Genomic DNA, 17,466 nt, shown 5'->3' with positions numbered 1-17,466 from the left:
ATTAAAAGGCTTCGGCTTTCTTGATGTAGACGTTTTCCATCGGCCATTCTCCGTCGTCGATCTCAACCGCATTGATTTTATCGACAACATCCATGCCCTCAATAACTCTTCCAAAGGGGGTATAGCTGCCGTCCAGGTGATAGGACCCAGGTCGAGTCACCACAATAAAGAACTCGTAAGGCGAGGCCAATTTATGCGGGTTGTCTCGTTCGCTGCTCGGCATGGAAATGGTCCCCCGATGGTGCTTATGCCCTTTACGGGTGTCAGGAGGTAAGAGGTAGCGCCCTATTGCTCGTCTCTTTTTGGAGGTTTTCGTGTTGTCCGAATTACCGCCTTGAATAATAAAGTTAGGCACCACCCGATGAAATTGGGTGTCATCGAAATACCCCTTTTTGGCCAAATAGATGAAGTTAGCTTTGTGGTAAGGCACATTATCGTAGAGTTCTATGGTGAATGAGCCCATGCTGGTCGTGATTTTAACCTTGGTTTCCTTTACTTCTTTGGCGTAATTAAAAAAGAAATCAATGGCGTTTTCCTCACTCAGTTTAAAGGTGTCTTTGACTTGTTCTTCAACCGCGGTCTGTGCGGCAGTGGAAGAACTATCCGCTGAAATTGAATTATTTTTGGCGTTTATCTCCGAACTAGAGGCAGCTTCTTTTTCTTTTTTTTCGGTAGAATCACAACTGAAAAATAGCAGACCAACCAGAAAGAGGGGGTAGAGAATAGATGTGTTGCGCATGAAATTTGATGATTTTCTTCGGCTTGTGCCAAAATTAGGAAAACTGAATCTTCCGGGCGAGAATGCCCAGGACCTTATGGCTCCTTCCATGAGGCGCAGCTGGATGGAGGCGCAAAGCAAAAAAAATCTGAATCCGCGTGAAGCGGGTGTTTTGGCTTTGGTCTATCCCAATCAAGAACACGAGGCGATGCTCTTGTTTATTCTTCGCCGCACTTATTCTGGTGTTCATTCTGGACAAATGGCTTTTCCAGGGGGAAAGAAAGAAACTTCGGACCGGGATCTTTGGGAAACCGCTTTAAGAGAAACGGAGGAAGAAGTGGGAGTACCGCGCCACGTGGTGCATTACCTGACCAAGCTGACAGAAGTCTATATACCACCCAGTAATTTTTTGGTACATCCTTATCTCGGGTGGTGCGAAGAAAAACCACCTTTGGCTAAGCAGGAAGAAGAAGTGGAAGAGATCATTGAGATTTCTGTCGGGGAATTATTTAACCAAAACAGCCACATCAATACCGAAATCAGTACCTCTTACGCCAACAAAATGGAGGTGCCGGCCTATCATGTTCAAAACCAGATCATTTGGGGAGCAACGGCCATGATGTTAAGCGAAATCGAAGCGCTTTTCGCGGAGACCGAATAAGAGTTTTGTAAATTTAGACACTCTATGGGTTTATTTAAACGCAATCCTTTTGGTCATAATCTCTTCATGAAGCGGTGGTTAATCCGCATTTTGGGACTGATGACCCATTCCCGGTATAAAGGGTTTAATTCCCTTCAAATAGAGGGGTCAGACATCGTTCGCTCACTCCCAGAGAACAACGTTCTATTTGTGAGTAATCACCAGACTTATTTTGCGGATGTGGTGGCTATGCTTCATGTTTTTTATGCGAGTCTGGCAGGCAGAGAAGACTCGATTAAGAATGTAGGATACCTCTGGAACCCCAAACTGAATATCTATTACGTCGCGGCAAAAGAGACCATGAGCAAAAGTCTTTTGACCCGTTTACTGGCCTACGCCGGATCGATCAGTATTGAGAGAACCTGGAGGGCTGACGGAAAGGATGTCAATCGTCAGGTGAAGATGAGTGATATCACCAATATCGGGACAGCACTGGACGATGGCTGGGTAATCACCTTTCCTCAGGGAACAACAAGGCCTTGGAAACCTCTGCGCAAAGGAACAGCTCACATCATCAAAAACTACAAGCCTATCGTGGTACCGGTGGTGATAGATGGTTTCCGCCGATCTTTTGATCGCAAGGGATTATACATCAAAAAGAAAGGTATACTGCAGTCCATCCAAATCAAAGAGCCTCTGGAAATTGATTACGAAAAGGAGTCTGTTGCCGATATCATTGAAAAATTGGAGTATGCCATTGAGCAGCACCCGTCTTTCCTCAAAGTGATTCCTCAGGAGGAATTGGCTGCCTACGAAGAAGACCACCGCAAACGGGAGTGGAGATACTAAGAAATCGAATTACAATTCTATCTTGTTTTTTCCTGCCATTACTTTGGAGAGTTCCGGGTAATTGGAAATAAAGGTTTGCATTATGAACTCTAGGGGTACGTCTGCAAAATGACCATAGTCCTCCACGTATTCCATAAACTGATCCTGGGCCTGGTTGTATTCTTGAATCACGGCATCCTGACTCCCATCAAATTCCAAAACATCGACCTGATACAGTGCGCAGAGTTCTTTGTTAAAGGCCGTTGAGGCCTTCCTCCAAACCCCATCGATGTAAAGCTCGGCAATTCCATGTGGAGCCAAATCGGCCGTTCCCAATTTGGCCACTAGACGTTCTATGACCAAGTGATTGGTGACCTTGGCCAGACGCAATCGAGCGGGTATTCCCAAGGCCCGTGCGGCAGCGATTAAAAGGGTCGATTTGTCAATGCAGTGACCCTCTTTTTGGGTTGCGATAAAACTGGCCTTGTAGTTCTCGGCTTGTTGATAGATCACAAAAGGATTGTAGCGCCACCCATCTCGGATGCGAACAAAGAGCTGAGCTATTTGTTCTTGGAGCGGAAGGGGCTGAAAAGGGGAGATCAATTCCTGTATAAGCTCGGTATTGTAGTCAAAAAAGGAGGTTTCAACGAGGTATTTTTTCATACTTCAATACGTCGTAATTCCTGGTGGTTTCTTCGCAGTTTACGGATCAAGAACCCATAGAGTAAAAAGTAGATAATACCCATGAGCGAAAGAATGGCAAATCCTCCGATCCCTACTGCCAGAAGTAGAACCTGTTTGTATTGCACCAGGGTTAATCCATCGGCTTCCAAATCTCGAGGGAAGAGCTCCATCAAGTTAGGAGTTGTATAAATTCCTCCCATAACCAACAGGACGACAATCAAGGCGGCAGAAAGACTAAAAATCACATAGTATTTCACGGTCTTTCTGGTCTTTAGGATATTGTTCATCAGTTTTTGGGAATCGTCCAAAACCGAAATTTCTTTGTATCTCTTGTAAAAGAGATAGATAAAATAAAGCGCGACTAGGTAGTAAATCGCATTGAAGCCGAACAGCCAGTTGCTTATTCCCAATTGGGTGTATATATCAAAGCCGGATTGGGCGGAAGGCAACAGATAGATCAAATGGGGTAATACCAATTCGATCAAACTGATGATCAGGATCCAACGGACGACCGAGGTCGACTTTTTCCAGATCATTTGCTGAATATCCTTGTAGCTTAGTTTGGGCAAGTCTTGCTTTTCTTGCTGCCAGTGTTGTTTTAAGAGTTCCAGTTCATCCATTTCTCAGGGGTTCAGAATGGTTCTTAATTTATTTTTAATCCGATTCATTTTTACCCGGGCATTCACCTCGCTTATACCGAGGGTGCCGGATATCTCGGCGTAATCTTTATTTTCTAAGTATAAGAAGACCAAAGCTTTGTCAATATCATTCAACTGCTTGATCGCTCCATACATGAGTTTCAGTTGTTGTTCCTGAGTGTCGTCGTATTGGTCTGCTTTAATCTTGAACAAGACCGAGTCATACTCCTGTGTGCGAACCCTTTTTTTGGATTTGCGGTACAGGGTAATGGCCGTATTTAAAGCTACCCTATACATCCAGGTACTGAATTTGGACTCTCCTCTGAATTTAGGATAAGCCTTCCACAACTGAATGCTTATTTCTTGAAACAGATCGTTGTGGGAATGCGCATCATTGGTGTACAGACTGCACACTTTGTGTACAATGTTCTGATTGCTTTCCAGCTCACTCACAAATTGATGTTCCAGTTCTTTATTCAAAGGCGGTTAGTTTATTAGTTGGTAAGAAGACAAGAGTCCTTACCGTTAGTCTACACGCTCATCGATTTGTTACACTAATTTCTGTAATCTAAGGCAGGTGAACGATCGCCAATGAGTGGTTCATAGACGAAATCTGGGCCACGACGTTCGTTGAACTCTTCTTTTGCTTCTTTGATGAGTTTGGGGTTTTTGAAAAGTTCAATCCCAGTAAGGGTTAGAGTCTTGGAAGCCAGGACCATCCCTTTGATGCCAATACTGGTGCCGCCAGCAGCCACAGCCTGCCAACTGTGCGCAGGGGTTCCCGGTACCCAGGTCGCTGTTCTAAATCCAACAGTGGGTACCACAAAACTAACATCCCCCACATCCGTCGAGCCACCGGCTCTACCAATTTCGGAATAGGGTTGTACTTCCTGACTAACACTGAGGGGCCTGGGCGAAGCTAACGTCTTTGAGATTTTTTCGCCAAAGGCCGTTTCTTCTTGGTTATAGGTGTAACCGCCTAGCTCAGCCAGTTTGGAGTAGACCAGTTTTTGTAAGGTTGAATTCGGCAGGAGCTCGTGTACTCCATTGATGATTTCATATTCCATACGAGTTTCGGTGCCCAGTGCAGCCCCTTCGCCTGCCTTAACAATACGGTTAAAAATAGCCCGGACTTCGTCTCTTTGCGGGTGACGGGCATAGTAGTATACCTCTGCGTAATCAGGGACTACGTTAGGTGCCTTTCCGCCATCAGTAATGACATAGTGAATTCTGGACTCTTGCGGTACGTGCTCACGCATCATATTGACCATGTTATTCATGGCTTCAACACCGTCAAGGGAAGAACGTCCTTGTTGCGGAGCTCCTGCGGCGTGGGCTGCGGTACCATAAAAGCGGAACTTGGCCGAAATATTGGATAGGGCGGCAGCAGAGTTGGCTGCGTTTGAGGAGCCAGGATGCCAGTGCAGAGCCACGTCGACATCGTCAAATACTCCTGCCCGAGACATATATACTTTTGCACCACCCCCTTCTTCGGCAGGACATCCGTAAAAACGAATACGCCCTTCTGTTTTAGAACTTATCAGCCAATCTTTTAATGCGATGGCGGCGGCGGTAGAGGCGGTTCCAAAAAGGTGGTGCCCACAGGCGTGGCCGCCGATTTGACCTGCAGATGCTTTTTGGGGTTCTGCCTTTTGAGAAAGACCTGGTAGGGCGTCGAATTCTCCCAGAATGGCAATGACAGGTCCTCCAGTGCCAAATTCTGCCACAAAAGCGGTAGGAATGTCAGCAATTCCTGCGGTAACGGCAAACCCGGCATCTTTGAGGGTTTTTTGAAGTAGGGCGGAACTTTTGGTTTCTTGGTATCCCATTTCTGCCCATTCCCAGATCTGCAAGGCTATGTCTTCGTATTTGTCGGTTTGGTTGTCGATGGTCTGAAGGGCCTTCTTTTCGGATTGCGCTTGAAGGGGAAGGGCAACACTCAAGACCAAAAGAATGAGGAGGGTATAATTACTTTTCATGGTGTGATTCTTTTGCATAAAGATAAGCGAAACATCGCCTTGTTGGAGTAGGGCAACATTTGGCAATGCACTACCTTTGTTTATTATTTAGACCATGAATATACCCCAGTCGAGTTTTCCGCGTGTAGTGATAATAGGAGGTGGGTTTGCTGGCCTTTCTCTGGCTAAATCCCTTTGTCGAAAAGAGGTGCAGGTGGTACTGATCGATAAACACAACTACCACACTTTTCAGCCGCTCTTGTACCAGGTTTCGACAGGTGGTCTTGAACCGGATTCCATCGCTTACCCGATTCGAAAAGTCCTGCAGGGTTTTCCGGATTTCTACTTTAGACTGGCAGAAGTGGAACAGGTCGATCCAGAGAAGAAAACGATCGTTACCTCTATCGGTCCCTTGGAGTACGATTCTTTGGTGATTGCTGCCGGTACAGAAACCAACTTTTTCGGGAACACCTCTCTGGAAGAGAACAGTATGGCGATGAAGACGATTCCACAATCCCTTAACCTTCGAAGCCTCATTCTGCAGAATTTTGAAAATGCCTTGCTCACAGACGATCTTCATAAGCGCGATGCGCTTATGAATTTTGTTATCGTCGGAGGCGGCCCTACAGGTGTAGAGCTCGCAGGGGCCTTGGCTGAGATCAAAAAGGGGATTTTACCGAAGGACTACCCGGATTTGGATACCAGAAGGGCGCAGATCAATTTGGTACAGGGAGCCTCTCGTCTACTCCCTGCCATGAGTGAGCAAGCCTCTAAAAAGGCGGAAGACTTTTTAGAGGATCTTGGAGTACACGTCTGGAAAGGTCTCAGGGTGACGGAATACGATGGCTGGACGGCCAAGACGAACGATAAAACGCAGTTTGAAACCGCAGCGCTTATCTGGGCAGCGGGGGTCAAAGGGGTTCGTTTAGAGGGGCTAACACAAGCTTCTTGCCAAGGGAAAGGTGGTCGACTGAAGGTTGATACCTTTAACCAAGTGGAAGGCTATCAGGATATTTATGCTATTGGTGATATTGCCGAAATGAGTTCCGAAGAATTGCCCTACGGCCACCCCATGATGGCCCAACCGGCGCTGCAGCAAGGGCGACATTTGGGAAAGAACCTGGTAGCTAAACTGGAGGGAAAAGCCATGAAGCCCTTCGTATACAATGATAAGGGGAGTATGGCGACCATCGGCCGCAACAAAGCTGTGGTTGATCTTCCCAAGTTTCGATTCCAAGGTATTTTTGCCTGGTACGTGTGGATGTTTGTCCACCTGTATTTCTTGATTGGGTTTAGGAACCGTGTTGTTGTCTTTATCAATTGGGTATATAACTATATCCGTTTTGATCGAGAAGCTCGCTTGATCATTCGTCCTTTCCAGAAAGGGTATCCCAAAGAATTATACGATAGTCAATCCGACTAAGACGGTTTGGATTGACCTCGAGGATGGAAGTCGGCTAAGATTTTTGTCAGGTGATTCCGGTCTACATGCACGTAGACCTCTGTGGTGGTTATACTGCTATGACCAAGCATGAGTTGGATTGCTCTCAAATCCGCCCCATTTTCCAGCAGATGCGTCGCAAAGGAATGGCGTAGGGTGTGAGGACTTACCTTTTTTTGAATTCCGGCGTCCTGACTCAGGCGCTTGATGATCGTAAAAATCATAGCCCGGGTTAGACCTGTCCCTCGTCTGGATAGAAAGAGGGTATCTTGAGATTTGGGGTCCCTTATGGAGACTCCCTGGCGATCTTCCAGGTAAATTCGAATATACTTTTGAGTAAGAGGAGCAAAGGGGACCAGTCGTTGTTTGTTTCCTTTTCCGATAATGCGCATATAGCCTTCCTCAAAAAAAAGATCCGAAAGCTGCAGCCCGGTTAATTCACTTACCCGCAAACCACAGCCGTATAAGGTCTCTAAGATTGCACGATTACGTCTGCCCAATGCATCGTTTTCGGTGCACGCGTCCAAAAGAGTCTCGACTTCTTCAATCGATAAGGTGTCGGGTAAATAGAGTCCCAACCGAGGACTGTCTAAAAGGGCAGCAGGATTGTCTTCCCGTAGACCTTCAGCAACCAAATAATTAAAGAAGCCTTTTAAGCTGGACATGAGGCGTGCCTGACTACGCGGGTGTTTGGTTTTAGAAAAGTCGTAGACAAACTGGGTAAGCAGTTCCTGTTCGATTTTAATTGGTGAATTTGCCGGTGATTCGACCAAAAAGTCCTGTAGTTTTTCTAAATCGAGTCGGTAATTTATACGGGTATTGGTCGAAAGTCCCCGCTCGATGTGCAGGTGATTTAAATAGTCCTGAATTGCCGTTGCCCACTCCACAAAACAAAGATAGAGCAAATCAACCCCCAAAAATTAGATCATCCGAGCGTTTGCTTCGGTATAGTGTATGCTTGAGAATTGTTTCCTCTGGAGTGATGTAGTAAGTTTACCCATCTAATTAAACACCTAAAGATCAAGCTGTTTATGAAAAAGAATGCCCTTCTTATCGTTGCCCTTTTTTGTGGTCTATTGACCTTTGGTCAGAACGAAAAACAAATTGACGTATTTACCGATTTGTACGAAGACGGATCCAAGCTCTCCTTTAAGGCTGGCTATTTATCCTTATCGCAAACTCTTGAAGATTCTGGGAACAGTATGTCGGATTCCAAATCCGGTTACTATGCGGGGATCGCTTTTAATTTTGGCGTTTCACCCAAGTTTGACTTTCAGACGGAATTGGTCTATGCCAACAGTAGCGAACAAAGTGATGCCCTTCACTTTCCTTTTTTGGCGAGCTTTCACTTATCTGAAAACTTGGCGCTACAATTGGGTCCACAGTTTGTTTTTGCTTTACAACGTCAGCCCGATAATATTGCTGGTTTTCAATTTAATTTTGGATTCGGAGCTCGGTACGATATCGGGAAGGGTGCTTACATCGATGCCCGTTATGCTCCACAGCTCAGTAATTCTTACCGTGGAGAACAAGATATTACCCTTCAAACGAATATTCTAACCCTTGGTTTGGGGTTCACCGTTAACTAATTCGTGAGTTAATTCACAGCTTACCAGCTGGTACATCAGTACCGGGTTTTTTTGTGTATAAGTTTGTCGATTTCCTTTGTAAATGCAACTTCAATGGATTTGAAATACCGTTATCTTTAGGCAAGTAAATCACTAAAACACAAACATGAAAAAAGTAGTATTGGTAGGGCTATTTGCTCTCCTAACCACAGCCATGGCCCAAGCGCAGTTTTCTCTTCAAGGAGGGGTGAACAATGTAACTGTTAAAGTGGATCTCGATGAATTTGGGTCTGCCTCTGATAGTGAATTGGGTTTCTTTGTAGGTGCAGGTTATGAACTTGGTCTCAGTGAAAAATTTTACCTAGAGCCTGCGATTTTATTCAGCATCGTATCAGATTTGACCGCTCTGTATGTTCCTGTGATATTGAAGTACGGGGTTGCCGAAGACTTTAAGGTTACGGCTGGTCCTCAATTGAATATTCTCTTGGAAGATGGAATTCCGGATGGAAAGACGGGTGTTGACTTGGGAGTAGGTGGCGAGTATACTTTCGCTGAGGGTTGGTTTGCCTTTGCCCGCTATGCCTTTCAGGTAAGTCGTGGTGGGGATTTTGGTGAGTTAACTGATATCAACACCTTCACTCTGGGAGTAGGGAAGAAATTCAACTAAGACTTCCTCAAACTTAATCATAAAGGGCTCCGAAAGGAGCCTTTTTTGTTTTCCCGTACGCCAGGAGTATCTTTAGCGTTGTATAATTATGAAGATCACCATTATTAACGGACCCAACCTGAATCTGCTCGGTTCGAGAGAACCCGATACTTACGGATCACAATCTTTCGAGACCTACTTTGAGGATCTCAGAAAGAAGTACCCTGAAGTGCATTTAGACATGTACCAATCCAATGTGGAAGGGGAGCTGATCAATAAACTGCACGAGTGTGGATTTGAAGGGGAGGGGATCATTCTAAATGCCGGTGCCTATACCCACACCTCCATCGGTTTGGCAGATGCCATCAATGCGATTAAGACCCCTGTAGTTGAAGTCCATATCAGCAACACCATGGCCCGGGAGGAGTTCCGGCATAAATCCTATTTGTCTCCGGTATGTAAAGGAGTTGTGCTCGGCTTTGGTCTCCGGAGTTACGAATTAGCACTACAGAGCTTTCTATAAAAAAACCGGCACAATGGCCGGTTTTAATTTTTTACAAGTGAATCACTTCGTCGTAAGCATCTGCCACGGCTTCCATCACCGCTTCACTCATGGTAGGGTGAGGGTGAACTGCTTTGAGGATCTCGTGTCCTGTGGTTTCCAGCTTGCGAGCAACTACGGCTTCCGCAATCATATCGGTTACCCCGGCACCAATCATATGACAGCCGAGCCACTCTCCGTACTTGGCATCAAAGATGACCTTGACAAATCCATCAGAATTACCGCTGGCTTTCGCTTTACCACTGGCAGAGAAAGGGAATTTACCCACCTTGATATCGTAACCGGCTTCTTTGGCTTTGGCTTCAGTAAGACCGACAGATGCGATTTCCGGCATACAATAGGTACATCCAGGAATATTTCCGTAATCCAATGGCTCCACCTTCATACCGGCAATTTTTTCGACACACAGGATTCCTTCTGCTGAGGCAACGTGCGCCAAGGCAGGTCCTGGAGTAACATCGCCAATGGCGTAGTATCCTGGGATATTGGTTTGGTAGAATTCGTCTACCTGGATTTTATCGCGATCAACAATGATCCCGACGTCTTCCAATCCGATGTTCTCGATATTGGATTTGATTCCAACGGCAGAAAGTAAGATGTCGGCTTCAAGAATTTCTTCGCCTTTATCGGACTTTACGGTGGCGCGAACCCCCTCGCCGGAAGTATCCACCTGGGTAACTTCGGAAGAGGTTTTGATTTTGATTCCTGATTTTTTGAAGGTGCGCTCCAATTGCTTAGAAACTTCAACGTCTTCCACCGGAACAATTTGAGGCATGTATTCGACAACCGTCACCTCTGTACCCATGGCGTTGTAGAAATAAGCGAACTCGATTCCGATCGCACCGCTTCCGACCACAATCATCTTTTTCGGTTGCTCTTCCAGCGTCATCGCCTCGCGGTAGCCAATTACTTTTTTACCGTCTTGAGGCAAGCTGTGTAGTTGGCGGCTGCGAGCCCCCGTTGCAACGATAATGTTGTCAGCACTGTATTCGGCTTGGGTTCCATCGGCTTGGTTAACCATTACCTTTTTCCCTGCCTTAAGTGTTCCGTAGCCCATGATCACTTCGATCTTGTTCTTCTTCATCAGGAATTGAACACCCTTGCTCATTCCGTCGGCGACACCGCGGCTTCGTCCTACGACAGCGTTAAAATCGTGCCCGTATTCACCAACGGTAAGCCCGTAATCTGAAGCGTGTTTGAGGTAGTCAAAAACCTGTGCAGACTTCAAAAGGGCTTTAGTCGGAATACATCCCCAATTCAAGCACACTCCTCCAAGGCTTTCTTTTTCAACAATAGCGGTTTTTAGACCGAGTTGAGACGCACGGATGGCGGTTACATACCCTCCAGGTCCACTTCCTAAAACAATGACATCAAAATGACTCATGTGGCTTCTTTGTTATAAATTGATTCGAGCGGCAAAAGTACGCATTAAAAGCGTCAAAAATCAAGTGGGAAGTTCGGCTTGTGCACCAGCAGAAGCCCGCATCTGCGAAAGGGCTTTTTTACTGCCCGAACATTCTTTTATTGAATTCTGCCGATTGACCTTTGGGAATCGATAGGGAGCTCCACTGGTCTCCTAAAATGATTTTACCCAGGTACATCAATTGCCCAACATGACTGGCGTAGTGCGCTAATTGTCGATGGAGGGCATGAGGAATGCTGTGAGCCTCTGCGCGGATGTAGACCGTGGATCCGAAATTCTCTGCATTCAGACTTTCTAGTGCCTCAAAGAGAATGGCCCAGCCATCTTCCCAGAGGGCGACGACCTCTTCTTTGGACTCGAAATCTATTACGAATTCCTGATCCCGGTGTCTCCAGCTCTTTTCGCCGTCTTCCGTCAGGAAATTGGTGAATCGGCTCTTCATATTGCCACTCATGTGTTTGACAAGTACCCCCACGCTGTTCACATCGGCGGCGGGCTCCCACAGCATTTGCTCCAGGGTCAAACGCTTCAGGGTTTTGTCTCCGTAGGATTTGTATCGGTTAAACTCTTTGGTGATGGATTCCAGAAAGGTTTCGGTCATATTAAGTGTTTTATTCCGGTGCGTCGAAGTCGAGGCATACAGAGTTTATGCAATATCGTTGCCCGGTGGTCTCTCTGGGTCCATCGTCAAAAACGTGCCCTAAATGAGATCCGCAATTTGCGCAACGGGTTTCTGTGCGAATCATCCCATGGGTGGTGTCTCGAAGGTATTCGATAGCCCCTTCAATCGCTTGATCAAAAGAAGGCCAGCCGCATCTACTGGCAAATTTGTGTTCGCTTTCAAAAAGAGGGGCATTACAAGCCTTACAACGGTATTTCCCCTCCTCGAAATGCAAATTGTATTTGCCGGTATGAGGGAATTCAGTTCCCCCTTTTCGGAGAACCCGGTATTCCTCTTTACTCAGTTGACTTTTCCAATCCTCTTCCGATTTTTGGCCAGGGTAGTTTTGCTCTTCGTTCATGTATAACTTTCCTTGTGTTCAAGGTACTTAATTCCTCATTCTTTTGTCTAAAAAGAGGTTTTGACCTTTCCGTATAACAAAAATAAGCCCTGAACGCGTCAGGGCTTATTGGCTTATTCAAAAATTATATTGAGGTTCCTTCTCAAGAAGGGTATTAAAGTTCCACTTTAGGAATGTTTTCTTCTTCGACATTCAACAGGTTCATCACGGCTTGCATGTCGTTGAAGTTGATCCGTGCAGAGCTAGAAGCTTCCGCAGGAATGATGGCGATACGGAAAACCTGATCGTCAGTGTCACCCGGCATAAGGGTCGCCAAATCAAAATCAGCTTCCAAGAACAGGTTCACATCCAAGAAGGTGTGATCGTAGTTGTACTGCAAGAGTCCCTGATTCAGGATACGGGTCTGAGGGAGGAGTCTCCAAATATCGACAGGCTCGTTATTGCTGTCGGTGGTTTGGTCCCACAACAGATAAACCAATACAATATCCGTTTCAAAAACTTCTACGGTCTGCGGAAATTCATACAAGATGGAGTAGTTATTCGAGGCGTCAAAGGTTCCTTGAATATCGATCACTGTCCCAAGGATATTTACACCATCCTGGCCATCTCGTCCATCCAATCCGTCGCGTCCATCAAACCCTGGAGGTCCTACTGGTCCTTCACAGGCCGTCATAACGATTAAAAATAGCGCGCTTATACTGTAAAATAATCCTTTTCTCATCTTCTTTACTTTTGATTACACTTGGTTTTCTCTTCTTAAAACAAAAAGGATGCCACTTTTTTTGGCCCCCTTCAAAAATACGGGAAGAAATCCCTTTTTTTCCTTCTTTTTCAGACTCTTTCGGGGAGTGCTGAATATAAAAGTTGCGTAATATTGCACTTACAAAAGCAGATCTATGAGCACCAACGCCGCCGTTCTTCCCTTTTCTCTTTTTACTGATTTTGACATTGACCTTTTTAAAAGCGGAAAACACTACCGCCTTTACGAGAAATTAGGCTCTCATGTCACCACCGTTGAAGGAGAGGCGGGAGTCTACTTTGCCGTCTGGGCACCATCAGCCGCTGCGGTTTCCGTCGTTGGTGATTTTAACCACTGGAATGAAGAAGAGCATCCTTTGATGGTGCGTTGGGATGGCAGTGGGATTTGGGAAGGCTTTATACCGGGCTTGGGATCGGGTACCTTATACAAGTACAAAATTCAATCGCATCACAATGGCGTGGTAACGGAAAAGGCGGATCCTTTTGCTCGGGCAGCTGAACACCCGCCAAAAACGGCCTCCATGGTCTGGGACAGTCAATACGATTGGGAAGACCAAAAGTGGATGCGTAGCCGAAAAAAGCACAACAGTCTCGAAAGTCCTTATTCGGTCTACGAGGTGCATTTAGGTTCCTGGAGAAAGAAGAATGGCTGGGAATACCTCAATTATGAAGAATTAGCGGAACAGTTGGTGGATTATGTGGCTGAGATGGGCTTTACCCATGTGGAGTTCATGCCGGTAATGGAGTTCCCTTATGATCCCTCCTGGGGCTACCAACTTACGGGCTACTTTGCCCCCACCTCCCGTTTTGGAAATCCGGATGGATTTAAACTTTTGGTGGATCGACTTCACCAGGAAGGTATTGGAGTCATCCTGGATTGGGTACCTTCTCACTTTCCGGAGGATGCACACGGATTGGGCTTTTTTGATGGATCTCACCTGTATGAACACCCGGACAGAAGAAGAGGCTACCACCCGGATTGGAAGAGCTTGATCTTTAACTACGGACGAAATGAAGTCCGTGCCTTTTTAATCAGTAATGCGATATTCTGGTTAGATCATTACCACGCGGACGGTTTGCGTGTTGACGCGGTCGCTTCCATGCTTTATTTGGATTATTCCCGTGAAGATGGAGAATGGGAACCCAATATTTACGGGAACAACGAAAACCTGGAAGCCCTATCCTTCATACGGGACCTGAATACGGAAGTCTATGCCAGCTTTCCGGATGTACAAACCATTGCGGAGGAGTCTACAGCCTTTACGGGAGTCTCCAAGCCTGTGGATTTAGGAGGTCTGGGCTTCGGAATGAAGTGGATGATGGGGTGGATGCACGATACCCTGGAGTACTTCAAAAAAGAACCTATTCACCGCCGCTTCCATCAGAACGATATCACTTTTAGTTTGGCTTACGCCTTTACCGAAAACTTCATGTTGCCTTTATCACATGATGAGGTGGTTTACGGGAAAAAGTCCCTGATTTATCGCATGCCCGGTGATGAGTGGCAGCGTTTTGCCAATTTGCGCTTGCTCTTCAGTTATATGTTCACCCACCCCGGGACTAAACTCCTCTTTATGGGTGGCGAATTTGGACAAACTTCCGAGTGGAACTTCGAACAAGGCCTGGAATGGAACTTGTTGGATTATCCTCTTCACAACGGTGTAAAAGAGCTGATCAAATCCCTGAACAGCTTGTATAAGAAGTATCCGGCCTTGCACAAGAAGCAGTTCAGTTATGACGGATTTGAGTGGTTGGAGTACAACGATAACGAAAATTCCGTGATTTCCTTTGTTCGTAAAACCGATGACCCCAAGGACGATATTGTTGTGGTCTGCAACTTTACTCCAGTGGTTCGCGAGAATTATCGCGTAGGAGTGACTAAGGCCAGCCGAGTCAAAGAAGTGTTTAACTCCGACGACAAGCGATTCGCCGGTACCGGTCAACTCAACGAAAAAATTAAGGTAGAAAAAGTGGGCTGGCACGGATGTGCTCAGTCCGTGCAGTTGAAACTCCCACCTCTGGGTATGGTGGTTTTGAAGTAAGAATTTGCCCTCAAATTGGTTAGCTTGCTCAATAATGCGGACGTGTCCTCGTTGAGTACTTATTCATCAACAGAATATTGATAAAAAGCCTGTGGAAATTCAATTTCCAGGCGCCTATTCACTATGATTACCAATACCGAAATAGCCCACAGAGGCAATCAATTTCCAAATCAAATTGTCGACTTTCACAGAGAGAACGATCGCGTGTACTTCACTACTCAAAATGGGGTAATCCTGGAGATTACCGTCTTACGTGATAGTGCTCTGCGTTTTCGATACGCTACGGAACACGTTTTTGAACCTGATTTTTCTTATGCTATTGCGGATGATGTTTCCTTGGGCTATAATGTCTTAGAAGTGACTGAAGGACCACCGGAATATGTACTCACAACCGCTAAGCTGATCGTCTATGTCAAGAAAGACAATCTCAAGGTCGAAATTACAGACCTGGATGGCAATATGATCAGTGAGGAGGAAAACGGTTTTCATTGGGAAGAAAACTTTGCTTACGGTGGAAATGTGGTGAAGATGAGTAAAGTCACTCAACAAGCCGAAAGCTTCTACGGTATGGGGGATAAAGCGTCTCACATCAACCTCAAGGGCAAGCGAGTAAACAACTGGGTTACTGATCAGTACGCTTACCACAAGGACCAGGAGCCACTCTACAAGTCAATTCCTTTTTATCTGGGCCTTCACAACGATTTGGCCTACGGAATTTTCTTTGACAACTCTTTCAGTACGTATTTCGACTTCGCCCAGGAAAAGCGAAACGTCACCAGCTTCTGGGCAGATGGAGGCGAAATGAACTACTATTTCTTCTATGGACCTAAAATGTCTCAGGTCGTAGAAGCTTATACCGATTTGACCGGAGTGCCCGAGTTACCTCCTTTGTGGGCTTTGGGCTTTCACCAATCCAAGTGGAGTTATTATCCGGAAAAGCAGGTTATGGAAATTGCCAAAAAGTTCCGTGATCTCAAACTGCCTTGCGATGCGATTTACCTCGACATCGATTATATGGAAGGCTTCCGTTGTTTTACCTGGAATAATCGCCGCTTTCCGAACCCCAAGAAAATGGTCGAAAAGCTGGAAGCCATGGGAATGAAAACGGTAACCATGATTGATCCTGGAATTAAAATAGATCGGGATTACTGGGTCTACCAACAGGCGATGGAAAATGACTTCTTCTGTAAACGAGCCGATGGTCCACATTTTAAAGGGAAAGTTTGGCCAGGGGAGTGTAAGTTCCCTGACTTTACCAATCCCGAGGTACGCGAATGGTGGGCAGGCCTCTACAAAGAGATGATTGCAGACATTGGGGTGCACGGGGTCTGGAATGACATGAATGAACCCGCCATTATGGATGTGCCGACTAAAACGGCCAACCTGGATATGCGCCACGACTACGATGGACATCCCTGCAGTCACCGAAAGGCCCATAATGTTTATGGTATGCAAATGGTCCGTGCGACCTACGATGGCCTCAAGAAATTCAGTTTCCCGAAGCGTCCTTTTGTTTTAACCAGGGCAGCGTATGCGGGGACTCAGCGCTACTGTGCGACCTGGACCGGAGATAATGTGGCGACTTGGGAACACCTCTGGATCGCCAATGTACAAGCTCAGCGTATGTGTATGAGTGGGTACTCTTTTATAGGAACAGATATCGGTGGATTTGCAGAACAGCCCAATGGAGAGCTTTTTGCACGTTGGGTACAACTGGGAATTTTCCACCCTTTTTGTCGAGTTCATTCCAGTGGTGACCACGGAGATCAGGAACCCTGGTCCTTTGGGGACGAAATCACCGATATCGTCCGCAAGTACTTGGAGCTGAGGTACGAATTACTTCCGTATTTGTACACTATGTTCTACAAATACATTCAGGACGGTTTGCCCATGCTGCAGTCGTTGGTCTTCTATGATCAAGCGGATCCTCAGACGCACTTCCGTACAGATGAATTTCTCTTTGGTGAGCAGATTCTCATTGTTCCCGTACAAGAATCAAATGTCTTGGGCAGAAGATTGTATTTGCCAAGAGGGGAGTGGTACAATTATTGGACGGATGAGTTTCATCACGGAGGAACCGAGAAGTATGTGGAATGCCCGTTAGATACCATCCCCATGTTCATTAAAGCGGGGTCCATGATACCGAAATACCCGGTTCAGCAGTATGTTGGAGAGAAGAAATTGGAAGAACTTCGCATCGATGTTTACTATGTGGAAGGCCAAGAAAACTCAACAGTTTATGAAGATCAACAAGACGGATACGATTACAAGAAGGGACGATTTAGTCTCCGTAAGTTCCGCCTTCGTGGAAAGGATGGTGAACTTATTATCCAACAGTTTAAGGATGGTTCCTTCATGACACCTTACGAAAACATCCGTATGACCTTCCACGGTCTTCCCTTTAAGATCGGAATGATAGAGCTGGACAATGAAAAAGTGAATTACAATAAGGTGCAGTATTCAGATGACAACACCATTGTGGTACACAAGGATTTCACCGAGTTGCATCTGGTTGGCATCTAAATTTTTGTAATTTA

18 protein-coding genes are annotated in these 17,466 nt (G+C 46.0%); 8 read left to right on the top strand and 10 right to left on the bottom strand.

Translation table 11 applies throughout. The features are described 5' to 3' along the window. Position 1: 1 nt before the first annotated feature. Complete coding sequence (locus BST99_RS06685) at positions 2-739, bottom strand: peptidylprolyl isomerase (protein ID WP_105001116.1); 738 nt, start codon at positions 737-739, stop codon at positions 2-4. Here BST99_RS06685 and BST99_RS06680 point away from each other — a divergent pair. After that, complete coding sequence (locus tag BST99_RS06680) at positions 738-1,379, top strand: NUDIX hydrolase (RefSeq protein ID WP_105001115.1); 642 nt, start codon at positions 738-740, stop codon at positions 1,377-1,379. The two genes, BST99_RS06685 and BST99_RS06680, sit on opposite strands and share 2 nt — an antisense overlap. 24 nt (positions 1,380-1,403) lie before the next feature. Next, a complete protein-coding gene (locus tag BST99_RS06675) occupies positions 1,404-2,207 on the top strand; it encodes a lysophospholipid acyltransferase family protein (protein ID WP_105001114.1) in 804 nt (267 codons plus the stop codon). Positions 2,208-2,216: 9 nt separating this feature from the next. On the opposite strand, the gene BST99_RS06670 is transcribed toward BST99_RS06675, so the two are convergent. The 4 genes from BST99_RS06670 to BST99_RS06655 all read right to left on the bottom strand — a co-directional run bounded on the left by BST99_RS06670 (position 2,217) and on the right by BST99_RS06655 (position 5,487). Continuing rightward, positions 2,217-2,849 (bottom strand): transglutaminase-like domain-containing protein, encoded by a 633-nt coding sequence (locus tag BST99_RS06670; RefSeq protein WP_105001113.1) that lies wholly within the window; start codon positions 2,847-2,849, stop codon positions 2,217-2,219. Then, positions 2,846-3,490 (bottom strand): hypothetical protein, encoded by a 645-nt coding sequence (locus BST99_RS06665; protein ID WP_105001112.1) that lies wholly within the window; start codon positions 3,488-3,490, stop codon positions 2,846-2,848. Before BST99_RS06665 ends, BST99_RS06670 begins: the two co-directional genes overlap by 4 nt. A gap of 3 nt (positions 3,491-3,493) precedes the next feature. Beyond that, entirely contained in the window at positions 3,494-3,988 is a 495-nt protein-coding gene (locus tag BST99_RS06660; protein ID WP_105001111.1) for an RNA polymerase sigma factor, read from the bottom strand. 74 nt (positions 3,989-4,062) lie between these two features. Continuing rightward, positions 4,063-5,487, bottom strand: a complete 1,425-nt coding sequence (locus BST99_RS06655) for an amidohydrolase (RefSeq protein WP_105001110.1) — start codon at positions 5,485-5,487, stop codon at positions 4,063-4,065. 94 nt (positions 5,488-5,581) lie between these two features. Here BST99_RS06655 and BST99_RS06650 point away from each other — a divergent pair, with 94 nt between their 5' ends. Further along, on the top strand, positions 5,582-6,889 hold the full coding sequence (locus BST99_RS06650) for an NAD(P)/FAD-dependent oxidoreductase (RefSeq protein WP_105001109.1): 1,308 nt from the start codon (positions 5,582-5,584) through the stop codon (positions 6,887-6,889). Here the strand turns inward: BST99_RS06650 and xerD are convergent. Then, positions 6,886-7,794 carry a site-specific tyrosine recombinase XerD gene (xerD, locus tag BST99_RS06645; RefSeq protein ID WP_105001108.1) on the bottom strand — a complete coding sequence of 303 codons (909 nt, stop codon included), beginning with the start codon at positions 7,792-7,794 and terminating at the stop codon, positions 6,886-6,888. The genes BST99_RS06650 and xerD overlap by 4 nt on opposite strands. 144 nt (positions 7,795-7,938) lie before the next feature. Here xerD and BST99_RS06640 point away from each other — a divergent pair, with 144 nt between their 5' ends. From BST99_RS06640 to aroQ, 3 genes are all read left to right on the top strand, one after another. Next, the gene (locus BST99_RS06640; protein WP_105001107.1) at positions 7,939-8,496 is read left to right on the top strand and encodes a porin family protein; all 558 of its coding nucleotides are present in this window, start codon (positions 7,939-7,941) and stop codon (positions 8,494-8,496) included. Positions 8,497-8,641: 145 nt separating this feature from the next. Continuing rightward, positions 8,642-9,142, top strand: a complete 501-nt coding sequence (locus tag BST99_RS06635; RefSeq protein WP_105001106.1) for an outer membrane beta-barrel protein — start codon at positions 8,642-8,644, stop codon at positions 9,140-9,142. 88 nt (positions 9,143-9,230) lie between these two features. After that, positions 9,231-9,644 carry a type II 3-dehydroquinate dehydratase gene (aroQ, locus tag BST99_RS06630; protein WP_105001105.1) on the top strand — a complete coding sequence of 138 codons (414 nt, stop codon included), beginning with the start codon at positions 9,231-9,233 and terminating at the stop codon, positions 9,642-9,644. Positions 9,645-9,675: 31 nt separating this feature from the next. Here the strand turns inward: aroQ and lpdA are convergent, their stop codons facing one another. From lpdA to BST99_RS06610, 4 genes are all read right to left on the bottom strand, one after another. Continuing rightward, on the bottom strand, positions 9,676-11,067 hold the full coding sequence (gene lpdA, locus BST99_RS06625; RefSeq protein ID WP_105001104.1) for a dihydrolipoyl dehydrogenase: 1,392 nt from the start codon (positions 11,065-11,067) through the stop codon (positions 9,676-9,678). Between the two features lie 118 nt (positions 11,068-11,185). After that, the gene (locus tag BST99_RS06620; protein WP_105001103.1) at positions 11,186-11,707 is read right to left on the bottom strand and encodes a DUF1572 family protein; all 522 of its coding nucleotides are present in this window, start codon (positions 11,705-11,707) and stop codon (positions 11,186-11,188) included. Between the two features lie 10 nt (positions 11,708-11,717). Then, a complete protein-coding gene (gene msrB, locus BST99_RS06615; protein ID WP_105001102.1) occupies positions 11,718-12,128 on the bottom strand; it encodes a peptide-methionine (R)-S-oxide reductase MsrB in 411 nt (136 codons plus the stop codon). A 154-nt stretch (positions 12,129-12,282) separates the two neighbouring features. Next, complete coding sequence (locus tag BST99_RS06610) at positions 12,283-12,849, bottom strand: hypothetical protein (RefSeq protein ID WP_105001101.1); 567 nt, start codon at positions 12,847-12,849, stop codon at positions 12,283-12,285. Between the two features lie 175 nt (positions 12,850-13,024). Between BST99_RS06610 and glgB the strand changes: the two genes are divergently transcribed. Both glgB and BST99_RS06600 read left to right on the top strand, forming a co-directional pair. Continuing rightward, positions 13,025-14,929 (top strand): 1,4-alpha-glucan branching protein GlgB, encoded by a 1,905-nt coding sequence (gene glgB / locus BST99_RS06605; RefSeq protein WP_105001100.1) that lies wholly within the window; start codon positions 13,025-13,027, stop codon positions 14,927-14,929. A 123-nt stretch (positions 14,930-15,052) separates the two neighbouring features. Then, on the top strand, positions 15,053-17,452 hold the full coding sequence (locus BST99_RS06600) for a glycoside hydrolase family 31 protein (protein ID WP_105001099.1): 2,400 nt from the start codon (positions 15,053-15,055) through the stop codon (positions 17,450-17,452). Positions 17,453-17,466 lie beyond the last annotated feature (14 nt).

It is taken from the genome of Aureicoccus marinus (assembly GCF_002954325.1).
Classification (GTDB): Bacteria; Bacteroidota; Bacteroidia; order Flavobacteriales; family Flavobacteriaceae; genus Aureicoccus; species Aureicoccus marinus.
This window is presented reverse-complemented; position numbering and strand designations above follow the sequence as displayed.

Coding starts and splice junctions, on each gene's coding strand:
- glgB (WP_105001100.1), top strand. CDS start 13,025: ATGAGCACCAACGCCGCCGTTCTTCCCTTTTCTCTTTTTACTGATTTT.
- BST99_RS06610 (WP_105001101.1), bottom strand. CDS start 12,849: ATGAGAAAAGGATTATTTTACAGTATAAGCGCGCTATTTTTAATCGTT.
- BST99_RS06620 (WP_105001103.1), bottom strand. CDS start 11,707: ATGACCGAAACCTTTCTGGAATCCATCACCAAAGAGTTTAACCGATAC.
- BST99_RS06675 (WP_105001114.1), top strand. CDS start 1,404: ATGGGTTTATTTAAACGCAATCCTTTTGGTCATAATCTCTTCATGAAG.
- aroQ (WP_105001105.1), top strand. CDS start 9,231: ATGAAGATCACCATTATTAACGGACCCAACCTGAATCTGCTCGGTTCG.
- BST99_RS06640 (WP_105001107.1), top strand. CDS start 7,939: ATGAAAAAGAATGCCCTTCTTATCGTTGCCCTTTTTTGTGGTCTATTG.
- BST99_RS06665 (WP_105001112.1), bottom strand. CDS start 3,490: ATGGATGAACTGGAACTCTTAAAACAACACTGGCAGCAAGAAAAGCAA.
- BST99_RS06650 (WP_105001109.1), top strand. CDS start 5,582: ATGAATATACCCCAGTCGAGTTTTCCGCGTGTAGTGATAATAGGAGGT.
- BST99_RS06680 (WP_105001115.1), top strand. CDS start 738: ATGAAATTTGATGATTTTCTTCGGCTTGTGCCAAAATTAGGAAAACTG.
- BST99_RS06685 (WP_105001116.1), bottom strand. CDS start 739: ATGCGCAACACATCTATTCTCTACCCCCTCTTTCTGGTTGGTCTGCTA.
- BST99_RS06600 (WP_105001099.1), top strand. CDS start 15,053: ATGATTACCAATACCGAAATAGCCCACAGAGGCAATCAATTTCCAAAT.
- msrB (WP_105001102.1), bottom strand. CDS start 12,128: ATGAACGAAGAGCAAAACTACCCTGGCCAAAAATCGGAAGAGGATTGG.
- BST99_RS06655 (WP_105001110.1), bottom strand. CDS start 5,487: ATGAAAAGTAATTATACCCTCCTCATTCTTTTGGTCTTGAGTGTTGCC.
- BST99_RS06635 (WP_105001106.1), top strand. CDS start 8,642: ATGAAAAAAGTAGTATTGGTAGGGCTATTTGCTCTCCTAACCACAGCC.
- BST99_RS06670 (WP_105001113.1), bottom strand. CDS start 2,849: ATGAAAAAATACCTCGTTGAAACCTCCTTTTTTGACTACAATACCGAG.
- lpdA (WP_105001104.1), bottom strand. CDS start 11,067: ATGAGTCATTTTGATGTCATTGTTTTAGGAAGTGGACCTGGAGGGTAT.